This is a genomic window from Moheibacter sediminis (genome assembly GCF_900176425.1).
In the GTDB taxonomy this organism is placed as follows: Bacteria; Bacteroidota; Bacteroidia; order Flavobacteriales; family Weeksellaceae; genus Moheibacter; species Moheibacter sediminis.
Map to the genome: position 1 here is coordinate 267,745 of NZ_FWXS01000001.1, position 24,245 is coordinate 291,989.

Genomic DNA, 24,245 nt, shown 5'->3' on the forward strand with positions numbered 1-24,245 from the left:
AATAAGTGTGAAATTCTTTTTGATATATTTGAAAATAATAACATAAAAATGAAACCAGATAATTTCATTAGAGATTTATTTAAAGCAAGAGACACACTTAACTTTTTAATGAGTATAAAAGTTTCTTCTTATAGAGATGTTTCAAAAAAAATTGATTTATCAATGAAACATCCTCTTGCAAAAAAGTTAATTAAGGAAGGTGGATTACCAAAAAGCTATCAAGATATAATTACAGGAGATAAACTTAAATTTACTGGTAATCTTGATGGAGAATTAGCTTGGCTTGTTAAAAGCATATTACCCTTTTCAGAAGAAATAAATAAGTTTTTTATTTATGAGAATGAGGTAGAAAAAAGCATTCTCATGTCTGATTTTGATAAAGCAAAAAAAATCATTGATGATATAAATGTAAATGTATGTTATTCATTTTGGAGCATGGAAATTCTATTTTCATTAGTTGGTAGTAAAGGAGATGAGAAAAACTGGACTTTATTAAAGGAACTAAACTCCAATTTAAAACATCCTATTTCGCAAATTTTTTTAGAATTTTATTCAAAAAAAGCTGAAAAAGAAGTTACAGCCTTTCAGTATATGAAAGATTTAGAAAATCTAATTAGTGGTTTAGACCAAGAAACTTCGGAATATTTTTTATTAAATCTTGGAGATGTTTTTAATAATTCTTACAAAAGTTTTTCTCTCATTCTTTTTCTAAGCTGTAAACTCTCTGTTATTGACAAATATCTTTTGCTGATTGAAGTGTTATATCATTTATCAAATGATATACAATATCACTCATTGATAGAAAATGTCTTAATTGATTTAGATAAAGCTAAAATAACTGACTTCAGAATAAATAGATTAAGAGAAATTATAGTTAATAAAATTGTTGAAGACTTCAATGAAGAAATCTTATCTCTTTTTGACATATATTCTAAAGGTCAATATTCAGAAAGCAAAATCAAATCTATTGAATTAATAAAAAAATATCCTACCGCTATAGAGTTATATGAAACTTATACTAAATGTATTATAGAATTAAAAGAAGGATATTCCAGCCCCAATATAAGTTCAGAAATAGATGCTATTTTAAAGTCTCTATATGAATTATACTCTAAAGGAGAACGTTTTTATGAAGCAAGAGAAAATTTAATAAAATACTATTTAAGCTTTTCTAAAATTGGTTTCTTTAAACAATTAATATCGTTAGTTGTAGGTGTATCTGGATATGAATTAACTAATAATTTAATAGAAAAAAGATACTTCTTTTACTCATTCTACTCTAATCCTAACATAATTACATGGGATGGATTTAGACAAACCTTAAAATTTGGAGATGTAGATGTAGAAAAACATATTTCCCTTAAAATAAATTATGCATTAGGTAAAGATAATTATGAAATAATCGATAAAATAGAAATTCCAGAAGTAAAAAAAGATCTATACAAAAGCAGAATAGGAGATATGTTTGAAAAACAAGACATATCTTTTTTATTAAAATTAATTTCTAATGAGAACTTAAGCATATTTTTTTATGACGAGGTACTTATTTATACTTGTAAGGTTCACTTAAAAGAACATAATTTTTCTCAATTATTAACATTACTTGTAAATAGTTATTTTAAAAATACATATTTATTAAAAAAACTTGATTTAAATTCAATTGTAGAAATAATTATTAATGAAAATTACAATATTGAAAATCTAACATTAGACTTGCCTATATTTTTTCATATTGTAGATACTTCCACTTATTTCTTATTTGCATCACTGGATGAATATTTAACTTCTATTTCAATTGAAAAACCTTCTGAAATTGTAATATCAGAAAATAATGAATTAAAAGAAAAACAGATTTTCTTACTTGAAAATGTATGTTCTTTAGCTGTTTTGAATAATTTCTATGCAATTTTTGAAAATGATGATGATGTTATTAATGAAAGAATAAAAATATTAAGAAAATTAATTTCTATAAATCAAGCTTCGATTGATAAATATTATGAGGAAATTGCATTTTTACTAAGAAAAAAAAGTATTGACAGTACATTACAAAATTATAATGACGGAAAAATAAGTTTAAATTTCAATAGAATTAAAGAAGATAAAAATAATAATTTAGAGATTAGTTTTAATAGATTTATTAAATTAAAAAACTATTCTCAAAAAAATAATTTAGAGTTAGTTGAACCCGATGTATTACTTAATATGTATTTGTCGGAATTGGAGACCTCACCGAGTAATAAGCTTCAAGATGCTTCATATTTAGCTTTTAAATCAATAGTTTTTGAGGCTACTAATTTATTCTTATTTAGTAAAGAACATGGATTGGATGGTGACTTAAGCACAAGAATTAGACATGGAGTTCTTGAAAATCAATTAAGACGCGTTTTCTCAAGTAACATGCTGGTTTCAATAAAAAATAATGATATTTATAATGATATTCAATATTGGAAAACATTATGTGAGGAAAATGAGTATAGAGATGAAATTTCAAATGGAATTCAAGCAGAACTAAAAATATTTTCAGAAAAAATTGATGATTTAATTTTAAATATTAAAAACGAGTATTTGCAAATTCAATCATACAAGCATACTAAAAAGGCTAAGGGTTTATTTAATTATAATTTTTCAGAGGAATTCTTATGGGTAGCATTTAACGAGGTTAAAAATACAATTGATGATTACAGTGAGTTTCAAAATTATTGGTTTTCAATGTTAAAAACCCACACAGAAAATATTTTAAAGAAAATCGCATCATTTATCCGAGAAGAAGTAAATAATGAATTTAATAAAATTATTGATGAATTGGATAAGATGATAAGTGATATACCATTTATTGGAGGCTCTGTTCACTCTGAATTGAAGCAAAAAATTAATTATTCCAAAACACAAGTTGGAAATGAACTTTTTGAAGTATCAAAATGGTTTAAATTAACTTCCTATTTTGATGATTCTACATTAGATATTGAAACAATTATTCATACTGCATTAGAAATAATTAATTACAATTCTTCAATTAAAATAGAACCAAAAATTGAAATCCCTGAAAACTTATTAGTTGAGAATGGATACTCATATATTGAAATTTTTAAAATACTGCTGGAAAACACTATAAAGCATTCGAAATTAAGTAATGATTTAGTCAATTTAGTAATTTGTACATCAGAATTTTCTCTTTTGAATAATAATTCTATACTTGCTTTCAATATTGAAGTCAGTAATAATACACAAGAAAGAAAAGAAGATGTAATTCCAAAGGTTAATTATGTAGTAAATAATTGGAATTCATCATTCATTAATGTTAACAGGGAAGGCGGAAGTGGGTATCAAAAAATTAATAGAATATTAAAATATGACATTAAGGCGAATGATAGTAATATTAAATTTAATATACTTGAAGATAGCTTTAAAGTAATATTGGAAATTAAGCTTATTTACAAACCTGTCAATTTACAATGAAAAATATATTATTAATAGAGGATAACAGAACTAAAGCAAACGATATAAAGAAGTTTCTTGAAGAATATTCGCCATTTAATATTATCATAAAAGAATCTTTAACATCGGGCTTAAGAGAGTTATTTTCTAAAGAATATGATCTACTATTATTGGATATGAGTTTGCCTACTCGTGAAGGAGCATTAAATAATACAATAAATAACTTTGAGCAATTAGGAGGTCATAGAATTTTAAGTGAAATGAAAAGAAAGAATAAGCAAATTCCGACGGCTTTAATTACAATGTTTTCTGAGTTCGGGATAGGTGAATCTTTTTTAAATATTGAAGATTTGGATGAAAAATTAAATAAAAATTTCCCATCTTTTTATAAAGGTTATATATTTTATTCTTCTCAAGAAGATAATTGGAAAAACAATTTAAAATTAATTATTGATGATTGTTTATGAAAATTTTAATTGTTGATGACAGCATAGAGAAAATCTCGGAACTAACTTTTCTAATTTATAAAGCTATTCCCAATGCAATAATTGAAACTGCTGAGAATATCCTAAACGCAATAGATTTAGTTAAACTTAAAAATTACAATTTAGCAGTAGTTGATTTAGTATTGCCACTTCGACAAGATGGAGAACTCCGACAAGATGGAGGGAATTTTTTTATAAATGAAATTTATAGAAAAAAAGAACTTCAAATACCAAATTATATTGTAGGAATTACTCAACATGAAAACGAATCTTTGACATTTTCATCAATTTGGAAGGTTATTCAGTTCAGATATGATTGTGAAAATTGGAAAAATGAATTTAATTTATTACTGAACCATATTGTAAATACCAATTTTGAATCAAATTCAATCGAAGCTACATCTGTTAAACCATCAATTTTTACTGAAGGCTTAACAGATAAAACTTATATAGAAGAGGCAATTGATTTGTTCTATCCTGAGAAAAAGGATTTCTTGCATATTATTTCACAAAAAAATGCAGGGGCAAATTGGGTTGCTAATCAGGTTCCTATTTGGGCAATGAAACTTCAGATGTTAGATGGAGTTTACATTAAAGCGATTGGTTTATTAGATTCTGATGAAGCTGGTAATATAGCGAGAAAAAAAATCGAGGAGAGGAATCTTACTGATAATGAAAAAAGATGTTGTAGTATTTATCAATTAAAGCCTTCTTACAGCGAAGAAATTTTGAAATATTATAAATTAGGATGTAAAATTGAAATAGAAATTGAGTCTTTATTTCCAACTAAAATATTAAAATTAGCTGATGATAAAGGATGGCTTGAATATAGGGTTCCTACATTTGTTGAAGCCCCGAAAGATTGGATACAACATGAAGAAACTACCTTGCAATATATTGAAAGGAAGAATAATGCAGACTTAAATCCCCTTTACTTAAAAAAGGTTAAAATTTCAAATAAAGATGATTTCCGTAAGCTTATCCAAGCTTTTGATTGCAAGCATGAAGTTTATTCAAATTTTAAGATTCTACTTGATGATCTTTTTAAAGAATTGGCTATTTTTTAAATCTTTCAAAAAAATTTTGAAAGATTTGTGAATTCATAACCTCACGTATATAAAACACCCCCACTTGTTCTCGGGGGCAAACTCCCCCTACCGTTCTAATAGGAAAAAACATTTTCAGGCTGACTTATAAATTCAAGATGATAGCTGTAGTTTATTTCAGTAGAAATACTTTGTTCCTGATGGTAAAATTTTTCAACTCAAATTCAAAATCAATGGTAACAATTATCAATTTTAAAGAAAGAAACAAAGATGATGGAAGTTCATTCTTTGTATTGGAAGTGCAAGGAGGTATTGAACTTGTACAAAGCCAAAAGACAGGGCAGTTCTATGCTACTGCAAAGAAAGCCTATATTCCCTCTACATTTGATGGGATTACTTGTACAGCTCTTATTGGAACTCAGATGCCAGGAGAAATAGAGAAAGTGGATTGTGACCCTTATGAGTACACGGTACAGGAAACAGGAGAAGTGATTATGCTTACCTACAGATACCAATATGTTCAAGAGCAGAAACCTAAACAAGAGAAAGCTCCATGGATGAGTGGAAATCCAGATGCATTCTCTAAGAATGGTAAAGCAGAATTGGCAGTTGCGTAATACCAGGAGTGTCTTGTAACATACAATATCCGAATTTCATTGTTTCTTATATAATATAGAACAGTAGAATTCGGATATTTTTTCAAATCTCAGATTTTCTATCTTTTATAGTAGGATTGAGAAAAAGTGAGTACTCTTCATAATTAATCAAATAATGCTATGTGACTAAATATGTTTTGTATATAATATAAGAACTTCCTGGTAATAAATAATTGTAAACACAAATTCATCTAAAACCTGTGAATTTCAATGTAAATCTGAAAATTTCAAATATTAGAGATTATAATAAATAGCGTTTTTTTATTTGAAATCTATTAAATCTTTTAGTTCAATTTCTAAAGCATTAGCTATTCTATACAATGTGAAAATTGTAGGGTTAGTTCTACCTGATTCTATTCTGGAAATATTGGTTGTATCAATTTCCCCTTGAATTTTGCCAACCAAATCTACTTGTGTTAAGCCTTTGCCTATTCTAATTTCCTGAATTTTCTTCCCAACATTTTTTAACAATTCAACCTTTTCCATACTTGACATATTTGACAAGTCAAGTAATGTTTTATATTTGCTGAATCAAATGCCATATATGGCAAGTTTAAAATTTATAATAGAATTGCGGAAACCCGTAATTGATACTTTTAGAACTATAATATATTTATCAACTTTCATTAACAAAAACTTATATACTATGAAGAAAAAAATGATTTACTTTTTAATCTTATTAATATGTGGATTAATTAATTCTTATTCTCAAGAAACATTTCACATTACACATATTTCTATAGATAATGGAACTCTTGTAAAAGAAAAATATTCTTTAGGCTATGACTTAGATTTTAGTTCAATTGGAATTCTTGACTTTAATCAAGGAGGTGTAAAGATTTATGAATATGGGCCTGTTGAGTTAACTAATACAACTTATGAGCAAGGATTATATATTGAAGAATATGCTCCAACTAAAGAAAAATTACTCAATACTCCAAAAGACGAAAAACTACATCTATTTAAATTTGCTTATGATAAAAAAGGAGGTAAACCTGTTATGATAGTGGAAGCTTCAGGCTTAAGCAAATCAAAAAACTTTCAAAGAAAATACTATTATACAGATTATTATTTTGAGTTAAAAGACAAAAGATAGAGTACAATGAAAAATTTAATTATCAAAGTAATAATTCTGCTTTTAAACTTACTTTCAATCAATATTTATTCTCAAACAAAGGAATATGGAGCAGGTGTATTATTATTTATGACTTTTGATGCTGAAAACGCAACTCAAATGGAAAATTCTGAAGAGAAATATGGTGATGTCGAGAAGTTAATTAAAACAGATAATTCCTATGAAATTTATTACAGAAAATCAGAAGGGAAGTTCAAAATAATATTAAAGAAACTTGAAGGTTTGGGAGTTGAGGATTATGAATATGTTGATGTGGATAGTGGGCACATATTTGTGGTCAAGGATTTATTAGATTCTTCGGCAAAGGCTTTAGATGCAATAAATACGAAAGATTTGCCTAATGTGTCAAATAGATATAAAATGATGCTTCGGGTTCTGTTAAAGTAATTTTGTTAACCAAAAAATTAAACCCTAAAAACAATTTAAGATGAAAAATGATGCTTGGAGAGGAACTTATTAGAGGGAGTTTATTCCCTGTCTATTTATAACTTACAACCACTCTTATAGGGTGGTTTTTTTTAACCCTAAATTCAAAATTTATGAAGAAACCTTTTTTGCCATTTGAATTGGGTATGGAATATGAAAACTGGGAATTTGAATTAGAACCAATCAACCAAAGAATTAATGGGTGTGATAGCTATAATTATTTTGGAAAAATTGAAATCTTCGGAATTAAACCAGTCCGTATTGAATTAATCTTTTACTGGGATATTTTAGTTGCTGTAATAGTTCAAATCAACAAAAGAGACTTAGAGAAAACAGAAAAACTTATTGAGTTTAAATTCATACAAGTAAAATATTACTTCTATTTATCTATTAAGAAAATCAATTCCCAGATTTATCATTCTCTATTATGTTAGCATTTTTAGTTCTTTGATATAATTACCAACAGTAGATTTTCCAATTTTATATCCAGACTTTTTAAGCTCTGCTTCAATCTGCCTTATTGATTTCTTTTCCTTATGCAGGTTCTCGATAATAGGAAGCATATCATCCTTTTTGGGATTAGTGTAAGCTAAGGATGCCAGAGAATCACTATGCAGATTCTTACCAGTATCTTGAAACAGTAGAGTTTCCTCATCAAAGGAAAGCACCTTCGAGAACTTCTTGACTTTGGAAGATATATAGTTGCCTTTGGTTACAGTCAAAGTCCTTAGGTTTTCATCATTTGGATACTGCTTCAATTCCAATACTACCCTCATCTTGGCTTCAAATGCTTGAGAACCCAAGATATTATCTTTAGACGCTGTGAATTTGTGTGTCTTTTTTCCTGTGTGATGTAGAAATAAAATAAGGCAGTTATGAGCTTTGGCTAATTTGCTAAATTGATTAAGGAATTCTCTGACTTTAGTACTGGAATTTATATCTCCGCTGAAAATATCAGTAAATGCATCTACAACTACTAAATCTACTGGAGTTTTCAGTAAATCTTTTTCCAAGACTTTTATTATATTATTAGAACTGTCTGCATTAGTATCGACTTCAAAAATAAATTTCAAATGATTAAGTAACTGAATATCTTTCTTAGTTTCCTTTAATATTCTTGATACTGGTTTTTTGATTGATATACTTGTAGATACAGGATCATCTTCTGTGCTTATAAAAATTACATTTCTATGAATTGGATTTAATTTATAACCAACAAATTTATCTAAACCCATAGCAATAGATACTGCAAGTTGTCTTAAAAATGTGCTTTTACCAGTATCAGATGAACCTACCAATGATGCTAAGCCTATTTGTGGGAAAATAGGGTCTATAAGTTTAGGTAGTTCCTGGTAATCAAAATTGAATAATTTGAGCGCTGAGTAATCATCTGAATTAAAACTTACTGTTGGTTCTGCTTTAATAGTCATTGAATTAGTTGAAAACTCTTGTGTATCATCAGAAAATAAATCCTCAAAGCTAAGAATGCTATTAGGTTCTATCTCATCAGCAGAATATATTTCTCTTGGTAAATTATCTTCAAAATCTAAATTATCATTTATCATCAATTTTTGATATTAAATCTTAAAATAACATAAGACACAAACATGTCCAATGTCCATTTTATTATATGGTTGGACAAATATAAATGTAGTTTAGTGATATTCCATTATCTCTTAAATTAAGAAATATACACTGTCAAAACAATTCTCTATTATGTTAGCATAATTAGTAAAAAGGCAAACAATTAGGCATACTCATAAATACATACATTATCAATGTAAGGAATAATACAATAATGCTCAGCTGGTTAGAGGCAGAGATTATTAATCTCAGCGTCCTTGGTTCGAGCCCAAGAGGGGGAGCACTTAATCAAAGCACTTGCAGAAATGTAGGTGCTTTTTTTGTGGGGTTTTGCTATGCTGAGAGAAACTTCTAAATCCAATCACACAATAAACGAGACAATCCAGTAATGCCTCGTTCATCTGTTTAATTATTCATTAACTATATTCAAAATATTCTAATTCTAATATATTTTATGAAATACCCTTACACCACTTTCTGAAATTACGATATGAAAGAAATTACCATAATCATCCTCGGAAACTTCAGAAATAGGTCTTTCACCTCCAAATGCTTCCAGAATTTCTAGGATGGTATTGGAATGTCCTGCTATTATAACTCTTTTATTAGTATAATTAGTCAGTACATCATTTACCAAACTACTATTGTTGCTGGGGTCGTAATTAATTATGTCTAATCTATTGCGTTCAGCAGTAGGTTCCAGAGTTTGTTGAGTTCTTGTGAAGGGGGTCGAGTATGCTGCTGATATTTTAATTTTCTTTAATTCATCAGCCAATTTTATAGCCCTTAAGAGACCCTCTACACTTAAACTGGGATTAGGGTCTTGCGGATTAGATATGTCCTTTTCTGCGTGTCGCACAATGTAAATATGCGTTTTTTGAGCATAAATCGTAATTGATAAGAGCAACAACAAAAGGAAGCTAAGTAATTTGTTTTTCATAGGTTAAAGGTTTAAATTAAAAATAAGTCATATAGACTAATTTATTTAAAAACAACATTACGATTTTTTTTTATAAGGGGCGATTTTTTTTGCAGAATTACATCATCGTTAGATATTATATATTGATAACCAATTATTTAAAAAGATTTATTCAATTCTAAAAAAAATCTCATATTTGTAAACTAATCAATTTAAATTATGAGAAAAAAACTAAGTGTTTATTCAATCATTTTGTTTTCCGGACTTGTTACCGGACAAGAAGCTAAGATATCTTTTGAAAGTGAGGAAGGTTATACGCTTGCTGCATTAGGAGGACAATTTAATTGGCAAACTTGGGGAGAAACTTCCGGCGACCAGACAGTTGTCACTGCTTTAAAAGCTTCTGACGGACTCCAATCTGTGAAAATCAACAGTAATGAATCTGTTAAAGATGATTATGGAGTTGAATCTACAATTCCATTTTATGAAAAATCTGAAATTACTTTTGATATTAATGTTGAGGAAATCGGTGGGTCTGATAATTGGGTGGTTATTTATAATTCTGATTATGAAATGATTGCAGGCGTTGATTTTAATGCAATAGGAAATGTAGAAATTTATGATCAAGGAGATTTTGACTTTGTATCAACTTCAAGCATATTTGTAAATGATCAATGGTACAAAGTAAAAATTGAATTGGATTTTACCAGCCATACAGTTAATTATTATTTAGATAATTCATTGATCCATAGTGCTGCAATTGATTCATCAATAACTCGGTACGATATTTTGGATTTTAGGACAGATGATTTCGGGACAAGTTTTTATGTCGATAATATCAATATTAAAAATTTGGAATCAATGACAGCATCAGATATTACTAAACAAAATAATATTAAAATTTATCCCAACCCCGTAGCTGATATTCTATACGTAGAAAGTGACAAATCTATTAAATCATTTAAATTATATGATACTGCCGGAGGATTAATAAAATCCCAGTCTGCAAATAGAAAATTAACTAAATTGGATATTAGAAGTCTGAATAAAGGAATTTATATTTTAAAGCTTGAGACAGCCAATGGTATAGAGTCAAAAGAAATTATTAAAAAATAGAAATTTAATTTCTATTTTTTAATAATCAATATCAGTCAGCGAAAAGAATTAAAAAACTAGTCTTTAATATCCTCCACATCATCCGGAGATTCTTCTTCTTTCACAAATAAGCGTACTACACGCACAGCTTCGTTGAGGTAAGCTTTTCCGGATTTTTGATAATCAAATTTTGTTGCCAGCCGAGTTTTATCACCATTCAATGAATTAAGAACATCACCTTTCTTATTCATTCTGTCGACTAGGTCATACATAATGTCAAACCCGATTTGCTGATACTCATTTGGTGTAACGCAATAGATATCCATGAATTTGTTTAGCGTATTTCTTTCTCCTGTACCATAGATATTAACCAATCTAACTGCTCCAAAAGTAAATCCAATGTTTTTCAGCGCGGCGATATTTTTAGAGTTCTTATCGTTGTAAATGTCATAAGCCGAAACATATTTGATACCATAAGCGGTAACGTTTTCCGCGTTGAATTTTTTCAACCTTTCAACATAAGCATTCCCCAAAGTGTTGTTGTCCGAAACCAAAACAGCAATTGTGGGCGTGAAATATTCTTGTTTCACAGTAGTTCCGTCACTTAATTTTTCATCAACAGTTTGAGATTTTTGCTGAAGCTGATTAGCATCTTTTACGATGATAATTCCAGGTTTTGACAATGATTTATTCAATTGATCAGAAACATAATTTGCAAGATCAGCATGTTTGTCATCCGTTAATATTTGTATATTTTCGCCTTTGTAATTCGCTTTGATTTCCTCTATAATTTTATCTGAAATCGCTTTGTCACTAGGTGTGGCGATGATTACATTTTCGATTCCCAACAAATCTTCAGAATTACTCAACGGGGAAACGACCGGAATTCCCGAACCTTCCATCATGGTTGCAAATGATTTGAAATTCGTAGCAAATAAAGGTCCTACCACTGCATCAAATTTTGAGAAATCAGTTGTCGCCAACAAACCTTCTATAGTAGCGGATTTGTTCTCAGAGTCCATCACTTTCAGGTTGATTTTTTTACCTTGTTGCGCTAATGAATCTAAAGCCATTTTTGCGCCAATCAATATGTCAGTGGAAATCGTTTTTTCCTGCGCACTTCCGCCTTTCAAATGAAATGGAAGAATCAATCCGATATTTATTTCATTGTCGTCAATTCTCTTGATTTTTCCAGGCGCTTTGATGATATTTGCACCGTCTTGCAAAGGAATCTTCAAAACCATTCCCGTTTTCAAACCTTCTGATAATGCAGGATTTTCTTTCAGCAAATCAGCAAATTTGATTTTGTACAATTTCGTAATCGAATAAATCGTTTCACCAGCTTTTACAGTATGTTCGATAAATCCATCCTGAATCACGGCTTTAGAAGCTCCTTTTTTAGGAATGTTGATGAATGAACCGACTTTCACACCCTCAGTTTGTAAGCTTGGATTGGCGATATATAATTCATCTTCCGTCACACCAAATAATTTTGATAAAGAATAAATCGTTTCACCTCTTTGGATTAAATGCATTCCGTCAGGAACAACCACCGTTTCTGTCGGAGCATCTTGTTTTTTCTTAGGGATTCTGATGACGTCACCCGCTTTTAATCCTTGATTTAACTGCGGATTTAAGCTTTTCAAAGCTTCTTCAGTAATATTATATTCTTTGGTCAACGAGTACAAAGTTTGTTTGGCTTTTACTTCATAATAGATGAAATTCTCGTCTTCTTTCGGGATGAAAACATCCTCAGGCTGCGTAACATTTGTTTTGATTTGTCCGTCAGATGAAGGAATATTTTCTCCTTTTGCACCCGGAATTGTCAAAACATCCCCGATTTTCAACTCTCTGTCATTTAGAAAAGGATTAGCTTTTTTCAAGTCATCCTGTTTGATTCCGTATTGTTTAGAAATCCCGTAAATGGTTTCTTTGGGCTGAACTGTGTGCTTCTGCTGCTGTGCAAAAATGCTGAAACCCATCAGGAAAAATATAGCTAAAAAGAGATTTTTCATCTGTATATTTTAAATTTTTAATCGTGTTGTTTAAACTCAAATGGAATGCCATTGTCTCATTTAAAATGAGAAACAAAAGTACAATTCTTTCTGTTAAGGTAAAGTTTTTATGATAAAACGAAATTCGAAAGGATGTATTTCCTCATAAATTTCTTTGACAAATCCGCTCCCGTATTCAATCCAGAAATCAGAAAAATTCATCACGCGTTCCTGCAAATTTCCTTTTGGAAAAAGTTCAGAATAAATATTTTCGATGCGTTCTACTCGCTCAGAATTCTTTTTCTTTTCTGCTTTCACGAGCCTTTGCTCCATTTTAGTCATGCCCTTCAACTGTTTTACGCGTTGGGCATTGATCATATTTGCAAATGTAATGTCGGTTTGTGCTGATTTTTCTGACAGCTCATTGAAAATGTGCTGAATCTGAGATTTGTAATAAGCAAAATCAATTTTGGTATCAGTATGTTCCATCACATTTCCTGAAACCAATTCAAACAATGGCCGGAACAGATCTTTGTAATCCAAATCCAGTTTTTCCAGTTTTGATTTTTGTTTTTGATTTAAAATTAAAACTGAATTTCTGACGATTAATAATGGGAAAATAATGTCTTGTGTATCAAAATAATTCTTCAACTGAAGCCAATAAGCAATTTCTCCGCTTCCTCCGATGTAAGCGATGTTCGGTAAAATCGTTTCCTGATAAAACGGACGCAGTAAAGCATTTGGACTGAATTTTTCGGGATTTGAATTTAATTCTGAAATGATTTCTTCTTGAGTGAATTTAAATTCAGAATCCAACACATAAAAATGTTCATTTTCAAAAACAATTCGTTCGCGAATGTTTCCATTTCCTAAATAAAATAAATTGATTTCGCGTGGATTAACCTGAATGGAATAATTATTTTCAATTAAAAACTGATTCGACTCCGAAACTTTTTTAAACGCACTATTATTGATTAATTCATCCTGAAAAGCAGGGATCATCAGTTTTTTCAATTCTCTGTCATCACCGTCAATTATCAACAATCCAAATTCTCCAAACAAAGAATGCACAAGTTTTTGCGCTGCTTCAGCAAGTGTTTTGGAATTCAAATAAGAATTTTGAATTAATTCTTTTAAAGTCTGAGCGTTTGAAATGTTTGGAAGTTGATTTGAAAATACGTTGAACACCCCTTCAATTCCGTCAAGATTTAATCTTCCAACCGCACCGGAAGCATCTTTTTCCCAATGAACGGTTTGGTTTTTATGGTAAAAATGGTTGATTTCTGCAAAATCATGATCTTCCGTTGCCATCCAAAAAACAGGAACATAATTGAATTCCGGATGTTTTGCGTTCATTTCCTCACAACATCGAATGACCTGCAAAATTTTATAGAAAAAATAAAGCGGTCCCGTTAGCAGATTGAGCTGGTGTCCTGTAGTAACCGTTGCTGTATTAGAAAGTTTAAATTTATTGAGATTTTGAATTTGTTTTTCTGATAAATTCAAACCGCTCATTTGTTCGCTCAAAACTTTGTGAACAATTTCTCTGTGTTTGTATTGACTCAGTTTCTCTTTGGTATGATTTACAAAAGAATCATCCGAAGGAAATGCAGAATAAAGCTGCCGTACATTGTCTTTCTGTAGAAGATAGTCTGTGATAAGCGGGGAGAACTTCCCATATTGTTCAGAGTTCAGATAAGTATTTTTTGCTAAGTCCAAAGACAGAAAATTAAAAATAAAACGTGAACAAATTTACAAATACAACGCCAAATCTGAGGTTTAAATTTAGAAAGTTTGAAATCATATTTACTTTCTTATTAACTTAGTGAATTATAAACATTTAAATTACACATATGGGATTAGGTTCATTTTTTAAAAATCTGTTTGGAGGCGCACAAGAAACTGCTTCTGAAACAAAAGAAAAAGCAGTAGAAACTGGCGAAAAAGTTGTTGAAACTGCTAAAGAATACGCCCACAAAGCGGGAGATTCGATTGAAAAAGCAGTGGATTCTACAAAAGAAGCTTTGTCCAAAGCTGCGGACAAAGCGGAAGAAGTCGCTAAAGATACCTGGGAAAGTACAAAAGACACAGCAGAAAATGTTTCTGGAAAAGCGCAGGATGTATGGGAAGACACAAAGAACGCAGCCGAAGATTTAGTTGAGAAAGGAAAAGATGCCGTTCAAAACGTGGAAAATAAAATCTCTGATACGATTTCCAGAGTCGAAGAAGAGGAAGATGTTGTAACTGAAAAGGCAAAAGAAGCAAAAAGAGACATAGAAGAGGATTTGAATGATTAAAATTTAAATTTTTCCTGCTAAATTTGTCTCCAGTCGGTCTGTTTTTTACAGCCCTTTAACCAAACCATATCAAATTGTCGCAAGTAGTCTTTGTCAAAACAAAACTGCTTAAACCTATATTTTTTTTAATTTTTCTAAATTTCATTTGCTTAAAAGCATTTGGACAAAATGAAGATTATGAATCTATTGTCGGTAAAAGTTACGGAGACAGACATATGTTTTTATTCCATAACTTCCATACCCAATATAAAATAGAAGTCGATTCTGCTGCATATTTTAAAAAAGTCAAAAAACTTTCAGAGGTCGCGCGAAAAGCCAATGATAAGGAATTGGAATTGGAAGCAGAATTTCTGAAATATATATTTCTGTCCTCTCGAAATTATTCTAAATATTTGCCTGAAATGAATTCTTTGTTGAAAAAGGTAGATAGTGAACAAGCTACACAGCTGCAAGCCAGAGTGAGACAGGCAATAGGTTTTCATTATTTGTATGAAAAAAATAATTATGGTGAAGCGTATATTTATCTCAACGAATCTTATCCTTATTTGCAACAACTATCAGCGAAAGAATTGCCTGATAAACAAGAGCTTTTGTACAATATAGGCTACATCAATTATATGATTGGTTATGATGCTAAAGCATTAAAATTTTTGGAGGAGGCACAAAGATTGGATAATAATTATTATTCAACACTTGAGTGCAATATCATCAATACTCAGGGTTTAATTTACGAACAAAGTGAACATTTCGACCAAGCGATTAAGAGTTTTAACCAATTATTGAAAGTTTCAAGCGATAACAAAAAAGACATTTGGGTTCGAGTAGCCAAAAACAATATTGCAAATGTGCTTATCACCCAAAAGAAGTATGACCAGGCTTTAACTTTTTTAAATGGAAACCCGCAACTGAATGCAAATGATTCTGAAGAAATAGGCATTGTAATCGCTCGAAAACTAATGCTTCTAGGAAAAGTTTACAATGCTCAGGAAAAATGGATTCAACTTTCTGAAGTAACTCCTGAATTGGAAGAATTATTAAAAAAATATAATATCCCTCTCAAGATCAGAAAAGAAATTTACCGTTTACTTGCTGTAGATAAACAGAAAAAAGAAAATTTCAGAGAAGCTTATTTTTACAAAGACAGTGCACTGATTCTAGCCACTGATTATTTCAAAATAAAAAATGATCAAGGTCTGAAACAAACTTTGGAGAAAGAAAGAATCCAGGAGCTGCTCAAAGAACAGCTAAAAACAGAACACCAACAAAGAGTAACGCTTATCACACGTGTATCTTTAATCGTAATCTTGCTGCTGATAATTACATTATCTATTGTACTTTTTATAAGACAAAAAGAAAAATTTAAAAAGAAAAGACTAGAAGTAGAATTTGAATTAAGCGAATCCAAGGCAAAATTGGCAGACTTATTAGGCGAGCTGAAATCAAAAGACAGAGAAGTGCAGGCGTATGAAGATGAGCTCGAACAACTGTACCAAAATATAGACAAGGACGAAATTCAAATCAACGAAACTCAAAAAACACTTGAAGCACTTTTGTCCAAGCCCATTATGACGGAAAATAAATGGTTGGTTTTTAAACGATCATTTGACAGAGTAAATCCGGGTTATTTTGAAAAGCTTCAACAGGAAATTCCCAACATTTCTCCGGCGGAAATTCGTTTTATGTATTTGCGGAAATTAAATCTGACACCAAAGGAAATTGCATATGTTTTGGGTATTTCTCAGGGTTCGATACGTCAATATAAACATAGAATAAGAACTAAAATTAATGCCGATTCACAAGATAAACTAGATAAATTCCTCGACAGCATTTAATATATTTCGCAAATAATATAAATTTAAAATGCTGTTTTATAGCGTTTTAATGTTAATTTAATTTACGGCACATAATTTGTAACGCTTTTGTAACGCTTTTTTTAGGGTGTTATCCAAAAAAAATGACGTGGTTTGTACAACCTCTTCAAAAAAAATTTTAATTATGAAAGCAAAGCACATTGTAACCGCCTTTACCTTTCTTTCATTACTCTTGGTCGCATCCAGTCTTATCGCTGGAAATTTCGAGGTGAAATTGAAAGAAGAGACTTACACGTATCTGCTGATTTTATTTTTAGCATTTGACGTATTGTTAGGATGTATTTTAGTTTTCGGGAAAGTCAAATGGATCCGAAAAAAGCACAGAAATTACGATTATTTAAAAACTCATTATTTGTAATTAAGTAGAGGTAATCAGAAAATGAAAAGAGTCCCATAAAAACAGGACTCTTTTTTTTATATCAAATTATTTGTGACAATTAGTATCCGAATAATTCTTCCAGAGTCAATTCCTTCACTTCACCTAATTTCTGTACAGCTTCCCAATCCAAATTCTCTTTTTTACCAATCAAACCAACATTTGATTGTTTTCCTTTGATGTGCTGTGTGAAAAAATTCTCCAAATCACTCATCTGCATTTTTTGCGTTTGTGCATAAATGTCTTTGTTAAAATCATAATCAATTCCTTTGTCCTGAAGATTTAACCAGTAAAAGAAAATATTCGTTTTCGTATAACGCTGCGTTGCAATTTGTTTCAATGATGCATTTCTAGAATTCATAAATTGATTTTCAGCCTTTGGCATATTTGTCATCAATTCTTTCATCGCATTTACTGCTTGTGGCAATTTGTTGGCCTGCGTTCCGATGTACGCATTTACGTAATTGTATTTATCGGTCTGGCTTGCATTTGAATAAAAACAATAAGCCGAATAAGCCAATGATTTAGATTCTCTGATTTCCTGAAATACAATCGAAGACAATCCCGAGCCGAAATATTCATTAAAAATCCCTGAAGACGGCAATAAATTTTTATCGAATTTTCCTTCTCTCGAACGAAGTGAAATCTCTGCCTGAACCATATCATAAGGAGCAAAGTAAACTTTTCCGTCCGTTGCAGGCTGTGGATATTCTTTCTTAGTAGGAATTGCTTTGTTTTTACCAAAATTATGAGATTTCGTCAAAGCCTTTTTGGTTCCCGCCAAATCATTTCCATAATAGAAAATCTGGTGTTTGTAGTTCAGGAAATCTTTGATGATTGAAACCAATTCTTCAGGATTTATTGCACGCAATTCTTGTTCACTCAAAATATCTCTGAAACGGCTTTCCTTTCCATACATCACATATTGATTCAGCGCATTTTGGATGCTGTTTTTGTTCGTTTTGGCATCTCTCCGTCCTTTCAATATTTGTTCTACATAATTGTCATAAGCCGTTTTATCCGCTTTTGCATTGGCCAGCAAATGTTCAAACAATTCAATTCCTTTTGCTAAATTTTCCTGCAAACCATTGATATAAACATACGAACGGTGACCTCCGGTACCTACACCATATTCAATCCCTAATTTGTAAAATTCCTTTTTAATGTCTTCTGCACTGTATTTTGAAGTTCCTAAATAATCCAGATAATTGATTGCCAAAGACAATTTTTTATTGTGGTCAGAACCCATTTCAGTGATGTAGTAGACCTGAGAAAGATTGTTCGTTTTGTTTTCGATGAATGAAAGCGGAGCGTTTTTCAAAGTCTCTCTTTTGATAGATTTTTCGAAATCAACAAATTCAGGCTGAATATCTTTTACCGATAGTTTCTGGAAATCTTTGTAGAATTTTGATTCGTTTTCACGATTCAAATTAATAGGAGTGATGCCCGGGTTTTCAACACGCACCAAATCCTTGTTTTCGCCTTGACGTTTGTAAACGATTACGTAATTGTCTTTGTAATTGTCGTTGGCAAATTTCACGATGTCCGCTTTTGTATATTTTGATAGTTCATCCAGATCCGCAACAATTTCAGACCAATTTTGTTCTTGTATAAATGAATCATACATCATCGTAGCCAAAGCATCTGCATTTTCCACCACTTGTTCCTGTTGCTTTTTCAAATCGTTGATGACAGCTTTTATCATCCACTCGTCAAATTCTCCTTTTTTGATTTTATCGATTTGAGCGATGATCAGATCTTTTACCTGATCAAGTGACTGACCTTCTTTAGGCATTCCCGTAAAGATATGAGCTGTATAATCCTTCATGATTTGCGGATTTGCACCTGCATATTGAACGGTTTGTTTTTGGTTAATGTTGAGGTCAATCAAACCTGCAGTGCTGTTGCTCAAAAGCATGTCCATCAATCTTACCAACTGTGCATCTTTCGTTTTAGAGCCGCCCACACGATAAGCAAATTGCAATCTTTCCGCTGATGGGCTGAAAACTTCTATCTTTTTAATTCCTTTTAGCGGCATTTCTTTCGCTGTATATTTCTTCGATTCCGTTCCTTTTTTGTAATTTCCGAAATATTTGTCAACCATTTTAATAGTAGCGTCAAAATCTAAATCTCCCACTAAAACAACTGCCATGTTGCTAGGAATATAATATTCATGGAAATATTTCTCAATAGCAACCAATGACGGACTTTTCAAGTGTTCAGAAGTCCCGATAGTAGTTTGTTGTCCGTAATTGCTTTCAGGAAATAAATTTTTCATCAATGCATAATGAATCAATCTGAAATCATTATCCTGCGCCCGGTTAAACTCCTCATAAACCGCTTCCAGTTCCGTATGAAACAACCTCAAAACCAATTCAGAAAAACGTTCGGATTCGATCATCATCCATTTTTCCAATTCATTTGAAGGAATATTGTTTTTATAAACTGTTTCATCAAACCAAGTGTGTGCATTCGTTCCTGTTGCACCCAAAGATGAAATCAATTTGTCATATTCGTTCGCAACTGCGTATTGCGATGCAATATTTGAAATTGAATCAATTTGCTTGTAAAGCACCTTTTTCTTTTCAGCATTCGGCTCCGCTTTATGTTTTTCATACAAATCAGAAATTTGTTTCAGGTAAACTTTTTCCGTTTCCCAGTTGTGCGAACCGATTTTCGAAGTTCCTTTGAAAAGCATATGCTCCAGGTAGTGAGCTAACCCCGTATTGTCAGCAGGGTCATTGTTAGAGCCGGTCCTTACCGGGATATAAGTCTGGATTCTCGGCTCATCTTTGTTTTGCGCAAGATAAATTTTAAGTCCGTTGGGTAACGTGTAAACCCTTGTTTTAGAAGGGTCATTGTCTACAGTTTCATAGCTATAGCCGTTTTTGTCTGTGTGCGTAGTCGTTTTAAATTGCGCAAATGAAGAGAGCGACAATAAAAAACAACCAATCAACGTAAGTTTTTTGATCATTTTTACTAATTGTATTAATTCTCAAATATAAATTTTTCTAGTATCATTTCAATCTTCGGAATTGATTAAATAAAAATAATTTGAGTTAAGTAATTGAAAATTAGGAATTAATGATTTTATTTAATTCTAATTAGGATAATTTCTTCTAATTTTATTTCACTCGATGCAACCTTTTCTTAAATCTTGTAGTCTTATAAACAGAAAGCAATCTATTTTGAAATGGCGACAAATAAATTTTATTTAGGATCAGAAATGGTAATTTTGTTAACACATCTGGATTTTAAAAGATAAAAACCACCAGATGAAAACAATTTTTATACATAGAAAATCAGACGTGGAAAAACTTCTACCCAAATTGAAGAAACAGGACAGGATTGCCCAAAAGGAATTGTACGATAACTACGCACCCAAAATGCTCAACGTATGCCGCAATTATATACCAGATGTTCACTATGCCGAAGATGTAATGATCAAAGCATTTTTCAAAGTCTTCAAAAGTATTGACTCATATAAGTCGGAGGGGAGTTTCGAAGGTTGGATACGTAGAATTATGGTTAACGAAAGTCTTACTTTTCTTCGATTAAACAAAGGATTAATTTATCTCGAAGAAGATAAAATTGCAGATGAACCTGCAGAATATGAAGAAGATATGACAGGCATCGACGCCCAGGAATTACTCGACGCATTACCCGAAAGTTACAGAGCAGTTTTTAACCTGTATGTATTAGAAGATTGCTCACACAAAGAGATTGCTCAGATGCTCAACATTACCGAAACAACTTCCAAAACGCAGTTGTTCAGAGCAAAAAATAAATTAAAAGAAATCGTTCTCAAGAAAAAAATGATTCAAAATGAAAACTAATATAGAACAACATATAAAATCCCGGCTTGACGAAAGAAAGCTGAACCCGTCTGAAATTTCATGGGATAAACTTTCGCAAATGCTGGATGAGGAAAAGCCTCAGACAAAAACCATCCGTTTCCCAAAATGGTGGACGATTTCCATCGCTGCTTCGATTGTTGTTTGTGTTTCGGTTTTTGTAGTGAACTCATTTGAACAGACAGAAGAAATTCCGGTTCAGATTACAGATACGAAAAAGGTTAAATCTGAAATTTCTACAGAGAAAAACGAAATTATTTCAGAAGAAATTCAACCTGAAAACATTCAAACAAATGAAAAATCAATTTCAAACAAAACAGAATTAGTTCAATCAAATTCAAAACCTGAAGTAAAAATTAAATCCAAACAAAATTCAGAAATAATTCAAACACAGACAGTTCAAGAGAAAATTGCCGAGACAAATTTAATTCAACAGGAATTGAAACTTCCTGAAGTAAAAAAACAAGAAGAAATTGCTGTGAATTCCGAACCGGAAAAGAAATCAAAACCCGAAGCTAAAAAGAAAACAAACTATACCAATCCGGATATGCTGTTGTATTCTGTGGAAAACAACCAAGCCATTTCAGAGACAAATAATGATAATTCAAGACTCGTAATTATCGACTTCAACAAATAAATTTTAAAACAATTAAAAACTAAATAATATGATGAGAATATTTATCGTAGTAGGAATGTTATGCATGATGAGCATCGCTTCCTTTGGGCAGAGAATCAGCTTTGATTTCAACAAAGACAGTTATGCAAATGAACCTGTAAGCCCCGTTGTAAAAGAGAGAGTTGAATCTTATGCTTTGGAAATAAGCAAAATTGTAATCGACGAAAAGATATTGATGAACGAAGAAATTTCTTCTGTAAATGGAGAAATCACAGCCGGAACAATTTCAGGTTCTGAAGGCGATGCGAGGAAAGCGGAAATTTCACAAAAGTATTCAGAAAAAATTAACGAAAGAATTGAATTGCTTGAATTTGATTTGGATGAAATCACCAAAAAACAAGTGGAATACACAATTTTAAATACCGATGTGGACAAATTGACCAAAGAGAAAAATTTCAAAGATTTAGAAACAAAATACAAAGCCAAAAATGAAATCGTAGGTTTCCTTTCTTACGGAGTAATGCACTTCGAAGATGGTGATGACGAATCATTGAACAGACATTTGGGTTTTGGAAGCGGAATTGATTTCGGATTTCTTTACCACAAACAATTCAACAGAACAAGTCCGTTCACATTCATTACGGGGGCTTATTTCTCTTGGAGAACGATGCGTTTTGACGATGATTATATGATCAACCGCGCAGAAGATGGAAATGTAAGCTTGGTTCAGTATGATAAAAATTTAGAGAAAAGTAAATTGCGTTCGACGTATATCATGGTTCCAGTCGGGATTAAATACAGTTTTTCTTCTTTGAAAAAAGTAAATGATGAAATTTCTTACAGAAATGTGGACAAAGGAATCGGAATCGGCGTAAATGTATACGGTGGATTTCGAATCAACCAAAATAACATCGTAAAAGGCGAAGACATCAGCATGCGTGAAAAAGGAACGAATTACAATTTGAATAATTTCGTTTACGGAGCACAAGCGACTTTGAGCATTGACAATATCAACTTCTTTGTTCGTCAGGATTTGAGCTCATATTTCAAAGACAATACTTTTGACGACCGTAAAATGCTACAATTCGGAATCAATTTCGGATTCTAAAAACAGAGATTAAATTTTTTTAACATTATCAAATCAATCCTCACATATTTTCAAATATCTGTGAGGATTTTGAATTATTTCTTAATAATTTTTTTTGATTGATAGCCCACATCATTGTGGAAAAGCAAATGATAAACTCCCGTAGAATAAGGGAAATCAAAACTATAATTTCTCTTTCCTTTGGAAGGAATGGTTTCTCTTGAAAGTTGTTTTATTTTTCTACCGGTTTCATCAAAAAGCGTAATGAGCATGTGGTCATTTCTTGTGTAATCGATGGTTATATTCAATTTATCCGAAACAGGATTTTGAGCAATTACAATGTCTAAATCTTTTGGTTTTGAAGAAGCAATTTCATTTATAGAAAGACCCTCAGTGTATTTGTAAATGCTGTTTCCTGAACAATAAACAAGATTTTCATCAAAGACCTGAAATCGATTCAGATTCCCTCCAAATCCCGTATTTATCCAGGTTTCTCCCGCATTAAATGTCTCCAGGAATCCGCTATTGTGCCCGCCCATCCAGCCATGATTTTCGGTAATGAATCCAACACCTTGGATAAATGGATCTGCAACATCTCTCGAAACCCAGTTTTGTCCTCCATCGGTTGATTTAATTAATTTTCCCGGAAGCGGATCAAATGACTCAACCGCTCCAAACATAACGTTTGTGTTGGAAAACAAACGCTGCATTTTCCAAACCAATTCACCCGGAATTCCGGAATTGTAAATCTCTGTCCAACTTTGCCCGCCATCGGTTGTTTTTAAAATATTTCCGCCTTGGTCATTCCCACCTGAAACAAAACCGGTTTGTTCATCTACAAATAGAACTTCCACCAAAGCAGTTGCATAAGCACTCATATCCATGAATTCCCAATTTTCGCCCGCGTCAGTAGATTTTATAACATAAGCCGGCTGAAAATAAGCACCACAACCATACACAGTTGATGTGCCAACCGCATCCAATCCGCAAATGGCTTGTATGCCTGGGATATTTATTGTATTCCAAGTCTCGCCACCGTCAGTTGATTTATAGAAATTTGTAGAAAGTGCACCTAGAAAACCAACATCTTCATTTAGAAATTCTATATTTCTTAAATACTCACCATTGTTGTATGTAGATTGAGTCCAGTTTTGTCCGCCATCTATGGTTTTATAAACGGCTGAACCCCATCCATCGGCTGCCCAGCCTAGATTTTCATTTAGGAAAAACACATCGTCGTATCGTGAAGGAGATTCTGGAATTGACAATTGTTCCCAGTTTTGTGCAGTAATTTGCACAGAAGATAGTCCAATCAAAATGATTGAAAGAAATTGAGTAAAGGTTTTCATTTAAATTAATTAAGGACTCA

The 24,245-nt window shown here is 31.5% G+C and carries 21 protein-coding genes; 14 read left to right on the forward strand and 7 right to left on the reverse strand.

What is annotated here, in order from left to right:
• The first annotated feature begins 48 nt into the window (after window positions 1–48).
• The 4 genes from B8977_RS01170 (at window position 49) to B8977_RS01185 (ending at window position 5,583) form a co-directional block, all read left to right on the forward strand.
• Window positions 49–3,456 (forward strand): hypothetical protein, encoded by a 3,408-nt coding sequence (locus B8977_RS01170; protein ID WP_084015450.1) that lies wholly within the window; start codon window positions 49–51, stop codon window positions 3,454–3,456.
• Window positions 3,453–3,902, forward strand: coding sequence for a response regulator (locus B8977_RS01175; RefSeq protein ID WP_084015451.1), 450 nt, complete (start codon window positions 3,453–3,455; stop codon window positions 3,900–3,902). Before B8977_RS01170 ends, B8977_RS01175 begins: the two co-directional genes overlap by 4 nt.
• Complete coding sequence (locus B8977_RS01180) at window positions 3,899–4,987, forward strand: response regulator (protein ID WP_084015452.1); 1,089 nt, start codon at window positions 3,899–3,901, stop codon at window positions 4,985–4,987. Before B8977_RS01175 ends, B8977_RS01180 begins: the two co-directional genes overlap by 4 nt.
• A gap of 212 nt (window positions 4,988–5,199) precedes the next feature.
• Window positions 5,200–5,583: a hypothetical protein gene (locus B8977_RS01185; protein ID WP_084015955.1), complete on the forward strand. Its 384-nt coding sequence runs from the start codon at window positions 5,200–5,202 to the stop codon at window positions 5,581–5,583.
• 300 nt (window positions 5,584–5,883) lie between these two features.
• On the opposite strand, the gene B8977_RS01190 is transcribed toward B8977_RS01185, so the two are convergent.
• On the reverse strand, window positions 5,884–6,108 hold the full coding sequence (locus B8977_RS01190; RefSeq protein ID WP_084015454.1) for a helix-turn-helix domain-containing protein: 225 nt from the start codon (window positions 6,106–6,108) through the stop codon (window positions 5,884–5,886).
• Window positions 6,109–6,166: 58 nt separating this feature from the next.
• Here B8977_RS01190 and B8977_RS01195 point away from each other — a divergent pair, with 58 nt between their 5' ends.
• The 3 genes from B8977_RS01195 to B8977_RS01205 all read left to right on the forward strand — a co-directional run bounded on the left by B8977_RS01195 (window position 6,167) and on the right by B8977_RS01205 (window position 7,617).
• Window positions 6,167–6,718 carry a hypothetical protein gene (locus tag B8977_RS01195; protein ID WP_084015456.1) on the forward strand — a complete coding sequence of 184 codons (552 nt, stop codon included), beginning with the start codon at window positions 6,167–6,169 and terminating at the stop codon, window positions 6,716–6,718.
• Between the two features lie 6 nt (window positions 6,719–6,724).
• The gene (locus B8977_RS01200; protein ID WP_084015458.1) at window positions 6,725–7,144 is read left to right on the forward strand and encodes a hypothetical protein; all 420 of its coding nucleotides are present in this window, start codon (window positions 6,725–6,727) and stop codon (window positions 7,142–7,144) included.
• 152 nt (window positions 7,145–7,296) lie between these two features.
• Window positions 7,297–7,617: a hypothetical protein gene (locus B8977_RS01205; protein WP_084015460.1), complete on the forward strand. Its 321-nt coding sequence runs from the start codon at window positions 7,297–7,299 to the stop codon at window positions 7,615–7,617.
• Here the strand turns inward: B8977_RS01205 and B8977_RS01210 are convergent.
• On the reverse strand, window positions 7,609–8,748 hold the full coding sequence (locus B8977_RS01210) for an AAA family ATPase (RefSeq protein ID WP_084015462.1): 1,140 nt from the start codon (window positions 8,746–8,748) through the stop codon (window positions 7,609–7,611). The two genes, B8977_RS01205 and B8977_RS01210, sit on opposite strands and share 9 nt — an antisense overlap.
• A 461-nt stretch (window positions 8,749–9,209) precedes the next feature.
• The gene (locus B8977_RS01215) at window positions 9,210–9,707 is read right to left on the reverse strand and encodes a phosphoglycerate mutase family protein (RefSeq protein ID WP_084015464.1); all 498 of its coding nucleotides are present in this window, start codon (window positions 9,705–9,707) and stop codon (window positions 9,210–9,212) included.
• A gap of 198 nt (window positions 9,708–9,905) precedes the next feature.
• On the opposite strand from B8977_RS01215, the gene B8977_RS01220 reads away from it, so the two are divergent.
• Complete coding sequence (locus B8977_RS01220) at window positions 9,906–10,802, forward strand: T9SS type A sorting domain-containing protein (RefSeq protein ID WP_084015466.1); 897 nt, start codon at window positions 9,906–9,908, stop codon at window positions 10,800–10,802.
• Between the two features lie 56 nt (window positions 10,803–10,858).
• Here the strand turns inward: B8977_RS01220 and B8977_RS01225 are convergent, their stop codons facing one another.
• Window positions 10,859–12,796 carry a LysM peptidoglycan-binding domain-containing protein gene (locus B8977_RS01225; protein ID WP_084015468.1) on the reverse strand — a complete coding sequence of 646 codons (1,938 nt, stop codon included), beginning with the start codon at window positions 12,794–12,796 and terminating at the stop codon, window positions 10,859–10,861.
• A gap of 93 nt (window positions 12,797–12,889) precedes the next feature.
• Window positions 12,890–14,494: a bacillithiol biosynthesis cysteine-adding enzyme BshC gene (bshC, locus tag B8977_RS01230; protein WP_159447435.1), complete on the reverse strand. Its 1,605-nt coding sequence runs from the start codon at window positions 14,492–14,494 to the stop codon at window positions 12,890–12,892.
• A 134-nt stretch (window positions 14,495–14,628) separates the two neighbouring features.
• On the opposite strand from bshC, the gene B8977_RS01235 reads away from it, so the two are divergent.
• From B8977_RS01235 to B8977_RS01245, 3 genes are all read left to right on the forward strand, one after another.
• The gene (locus B8977_RS01235; RefSeq protein ID WP_084015472.1) at window positions 14,629–15,072 is read left to right on the forward strand and encodes a hypothetical protein; all 444 of its coding nucleotides are present in this window, start codon (window positions 14,629–14,631) and stop codon (window positions 15,070–15,072) included.
• A gap of 74 nt (window positions 15,073–15,146) precedes the next feature.
• Window positions 15,147–16,904: a tetratricopeptide repeat protein gene (locus B8977_RS01240; RefSeq protein WP_084015474.1), complete on the forward strand. Its 1,758-nt coding sequence runs from the start codon at window positions 15,147–15,149 to the stop codon at window positions 16,902–16,904.
• Between the two features lie 163 nt (window positions 16,905–17,067).
• Complete coding sequence (locus B8977_RS01245) at window positions 17,068–17,301, forward strand: hypothetical protein (protein WP_143736268.1); 234 nt, start codon at window positions 17,068–17,070, stop codon at window positions 17,299–17,301.
• Between the two features lie 79 nt (window positions 17,302–17,380).
• Here the strand turns inward: B8977_RS01245 and B8977_RS01250 are convergent, their stop codons facing one another.
• Entirely contained in the window at window positions 17,381–20,293 is a 2,913-nt protein-coding gene (locus B8977_RS01250) for a M16 family metallopeptidase (protein ID WP_084015478.1), read from the reverse strand.
• Window positions 20,294–20,594: 301 nt separating this feature from the next.
• Between B8977_RS01250 and B8977_RS01255 the strand changes: the two genes are divergently transcribed.
• From B8977_RS01255 to B8977_RS01265, 3 genes are read left to right on the forward strand one after another with little or no spacing between them, the layout of a single operon-like run.
• Window positions 20,595–21,155 (forward strand): RNA polymerase sigma factor, encoded by a 561-nt coding sequence (locus B8977_RS01255; RefSeq protein ID WP_084015480.1) that lies wholly within the window; start codon window positions 20,595–20,597, stop codon window positions 21,153–21,155.
• Entirely contained in the window at window positions 21,145–21,810 is a 666-nt protein-coding gene (locus B8977_RS01260) for a hypothetical protein (RefSeq protein WP_084015482.1), read from the forward strand. The genes B8977_RS01255 and B8977_RS01260 overlap by 11 nt, the downstream gene beginning before the upstream one ends.
• Before the next feature lie 28 nt (window positions 21,811–21,838).
• The gene (locus tag B8977_RS01265; protein WP_143736269.1) at window positions 21,839–22,897 is read left to right on the forward strand and encodes a PorT family protein; all 1,059 of its coding nucleotides are present in this window, start codon (window positions 21,839–21,841) and stop codon (window positions 22,895–22,897) included.
• A 74-nt stretch (window positions 22,898–22,971) separates the two neighbouring features.
• Here B8977_RS01265 and B8977_RS01270 read toward each other — a convergent pair whose 3' ends face one another.
• On the reverse strand, window positions 22,972–24,225 hold the full coding sequence (locus B8977_RS01270) for a T9SS type A sorting domain-containing protein (protein ID WP_084015486.1): 1,254 nt from the start codon (window positions 24,223–24,225) through the stop codon (window positions 22,972–22,974).
• Window positions 24,226–24,245 lie beyond the last annotated feature (20 nt).

Coding starts and splice junctions, on each gene's coding strand:
- B8977_RS01170 (WP_084015450.1), top strand. CDS start 49: ATGAAACCAGATAATTTCATTAGAGATTTATTTAAAGCAAGAGACACA.
- B8977_RS01175 (WP_084015451.1), top strand. CDS start 3,453: ATGAAAAATATATTATTAATAGAGGATAACAGAACTAAAGCAAACGAT.
- B8977_RS01180 (WP_084015452.1), top strand. CDS start 3,899: ATGAAAATTTTAATTGTTGATGACAGCATAGAGAAAATCTCGGAACTA.
- B8977_RS01185 (WP_084015955.1), top strand. CDS start 5,200: ATGGTAACAATTATCAATTTTAAAGAAAGAAACAAAGATGATGGAAGT.
- B8977_RS01190 (WP_084015454.1), bottom strand. CDS start 6,108: ATGGAAAAGGTTGAATTGTTAAAAAATGTTGGGAAGAAAATTCAGGAA.
- B8977_RS01195 (WP_084015456.1), top strand. CDS start 6,167: ATGGCAAGTTTAAAATTTATAATAGAATTGCGGAAACCCGTAATTGAT.
- B8977_RS01200 (WP_084015458.1), top strand. CDS start 6,725: ATGAAAAATTTAATTATCAAAGTAATAATTCTGCTTTTAAACTTACTT.
- B8977_RS01205 (WP_084015460.1), top strand. CDS start 7,297: ATGAAGAAACCTTTTTTGCCATTTGAATTGGGTATGGAATATGAAAAC.
- B8977_RS01210 (WP_084015462.1), bottom strand. CDS start 8,748: ATGATAAATGATAATTTAGATTTTGAAGATAATTTACCAAGAGAAATA.
- B8977_RS01215 (WP_084015464.1), bottom strand. CDS start 9,707: ATGAAAAACAAATTACTTAGCTTCCTTTTGTTGTTGCTCTTATCAATT.
- B8977_RS01220 (WP_084015466.1), top strand. CDS start 9,906: ATGAGAAAAAAACTAAGTGTTTATTCAATCATTTTGTTTTCCGGACTT.
- B8977_RS01225 (WP_084015468.1), bottom strand. CDS start 12,796: ATGAAAAATCTCTTTTTAGCTATATTTTTCCTGATGGGTTTCAGCATT.
- B8977_RS01235 (WP_084015472.1), top strand. CDS start 14,629: ATGGGATTAGGTTCATTTTTTAAAAATCTGTTTGGAGGCGCACAAGAA.
- B8977_RS01245 (WP_143736268.1), top strand. CDS start 17,068: ATGAAAGCAAAGCACATTGTAACCGCCTTTACCTTTCTTTCATTACTC.
- B8977_RS01250 (WP_084015478.1), bottom strand. CDS start 20,293: ATGATCAAAAAACTTACGTTGATTGGTTGTTTTTTATTGTCGCTCTCT.
- B8977_RS01255 (WP_084015480.1), top strand. CDS start 20,595: ATGAAAACAATTTTTATACATAGAAAATCAGACGTGGAAAAACTTCTA.
- B8977_RS01260 (WP_084015482.1), top strand. CDS start 21,145: ATGAAAACTAATATAGAACAACATATAAAATCCCGGCTTGACGAAAGA.
- B8977_RS01265 (WP_143736269.1), top strand. CDS start 21,839: ATGATGAGAATATTTATCGTAGTAGGAATGTTATGCATGATGAGCATC.
- B8977_RS01270 (WP_084015486.1), bottom strand. CDS start 24,225: ATGAAAACCTTTACTCAATTTCTTTCAATCATTTTGATTGGACTATCT.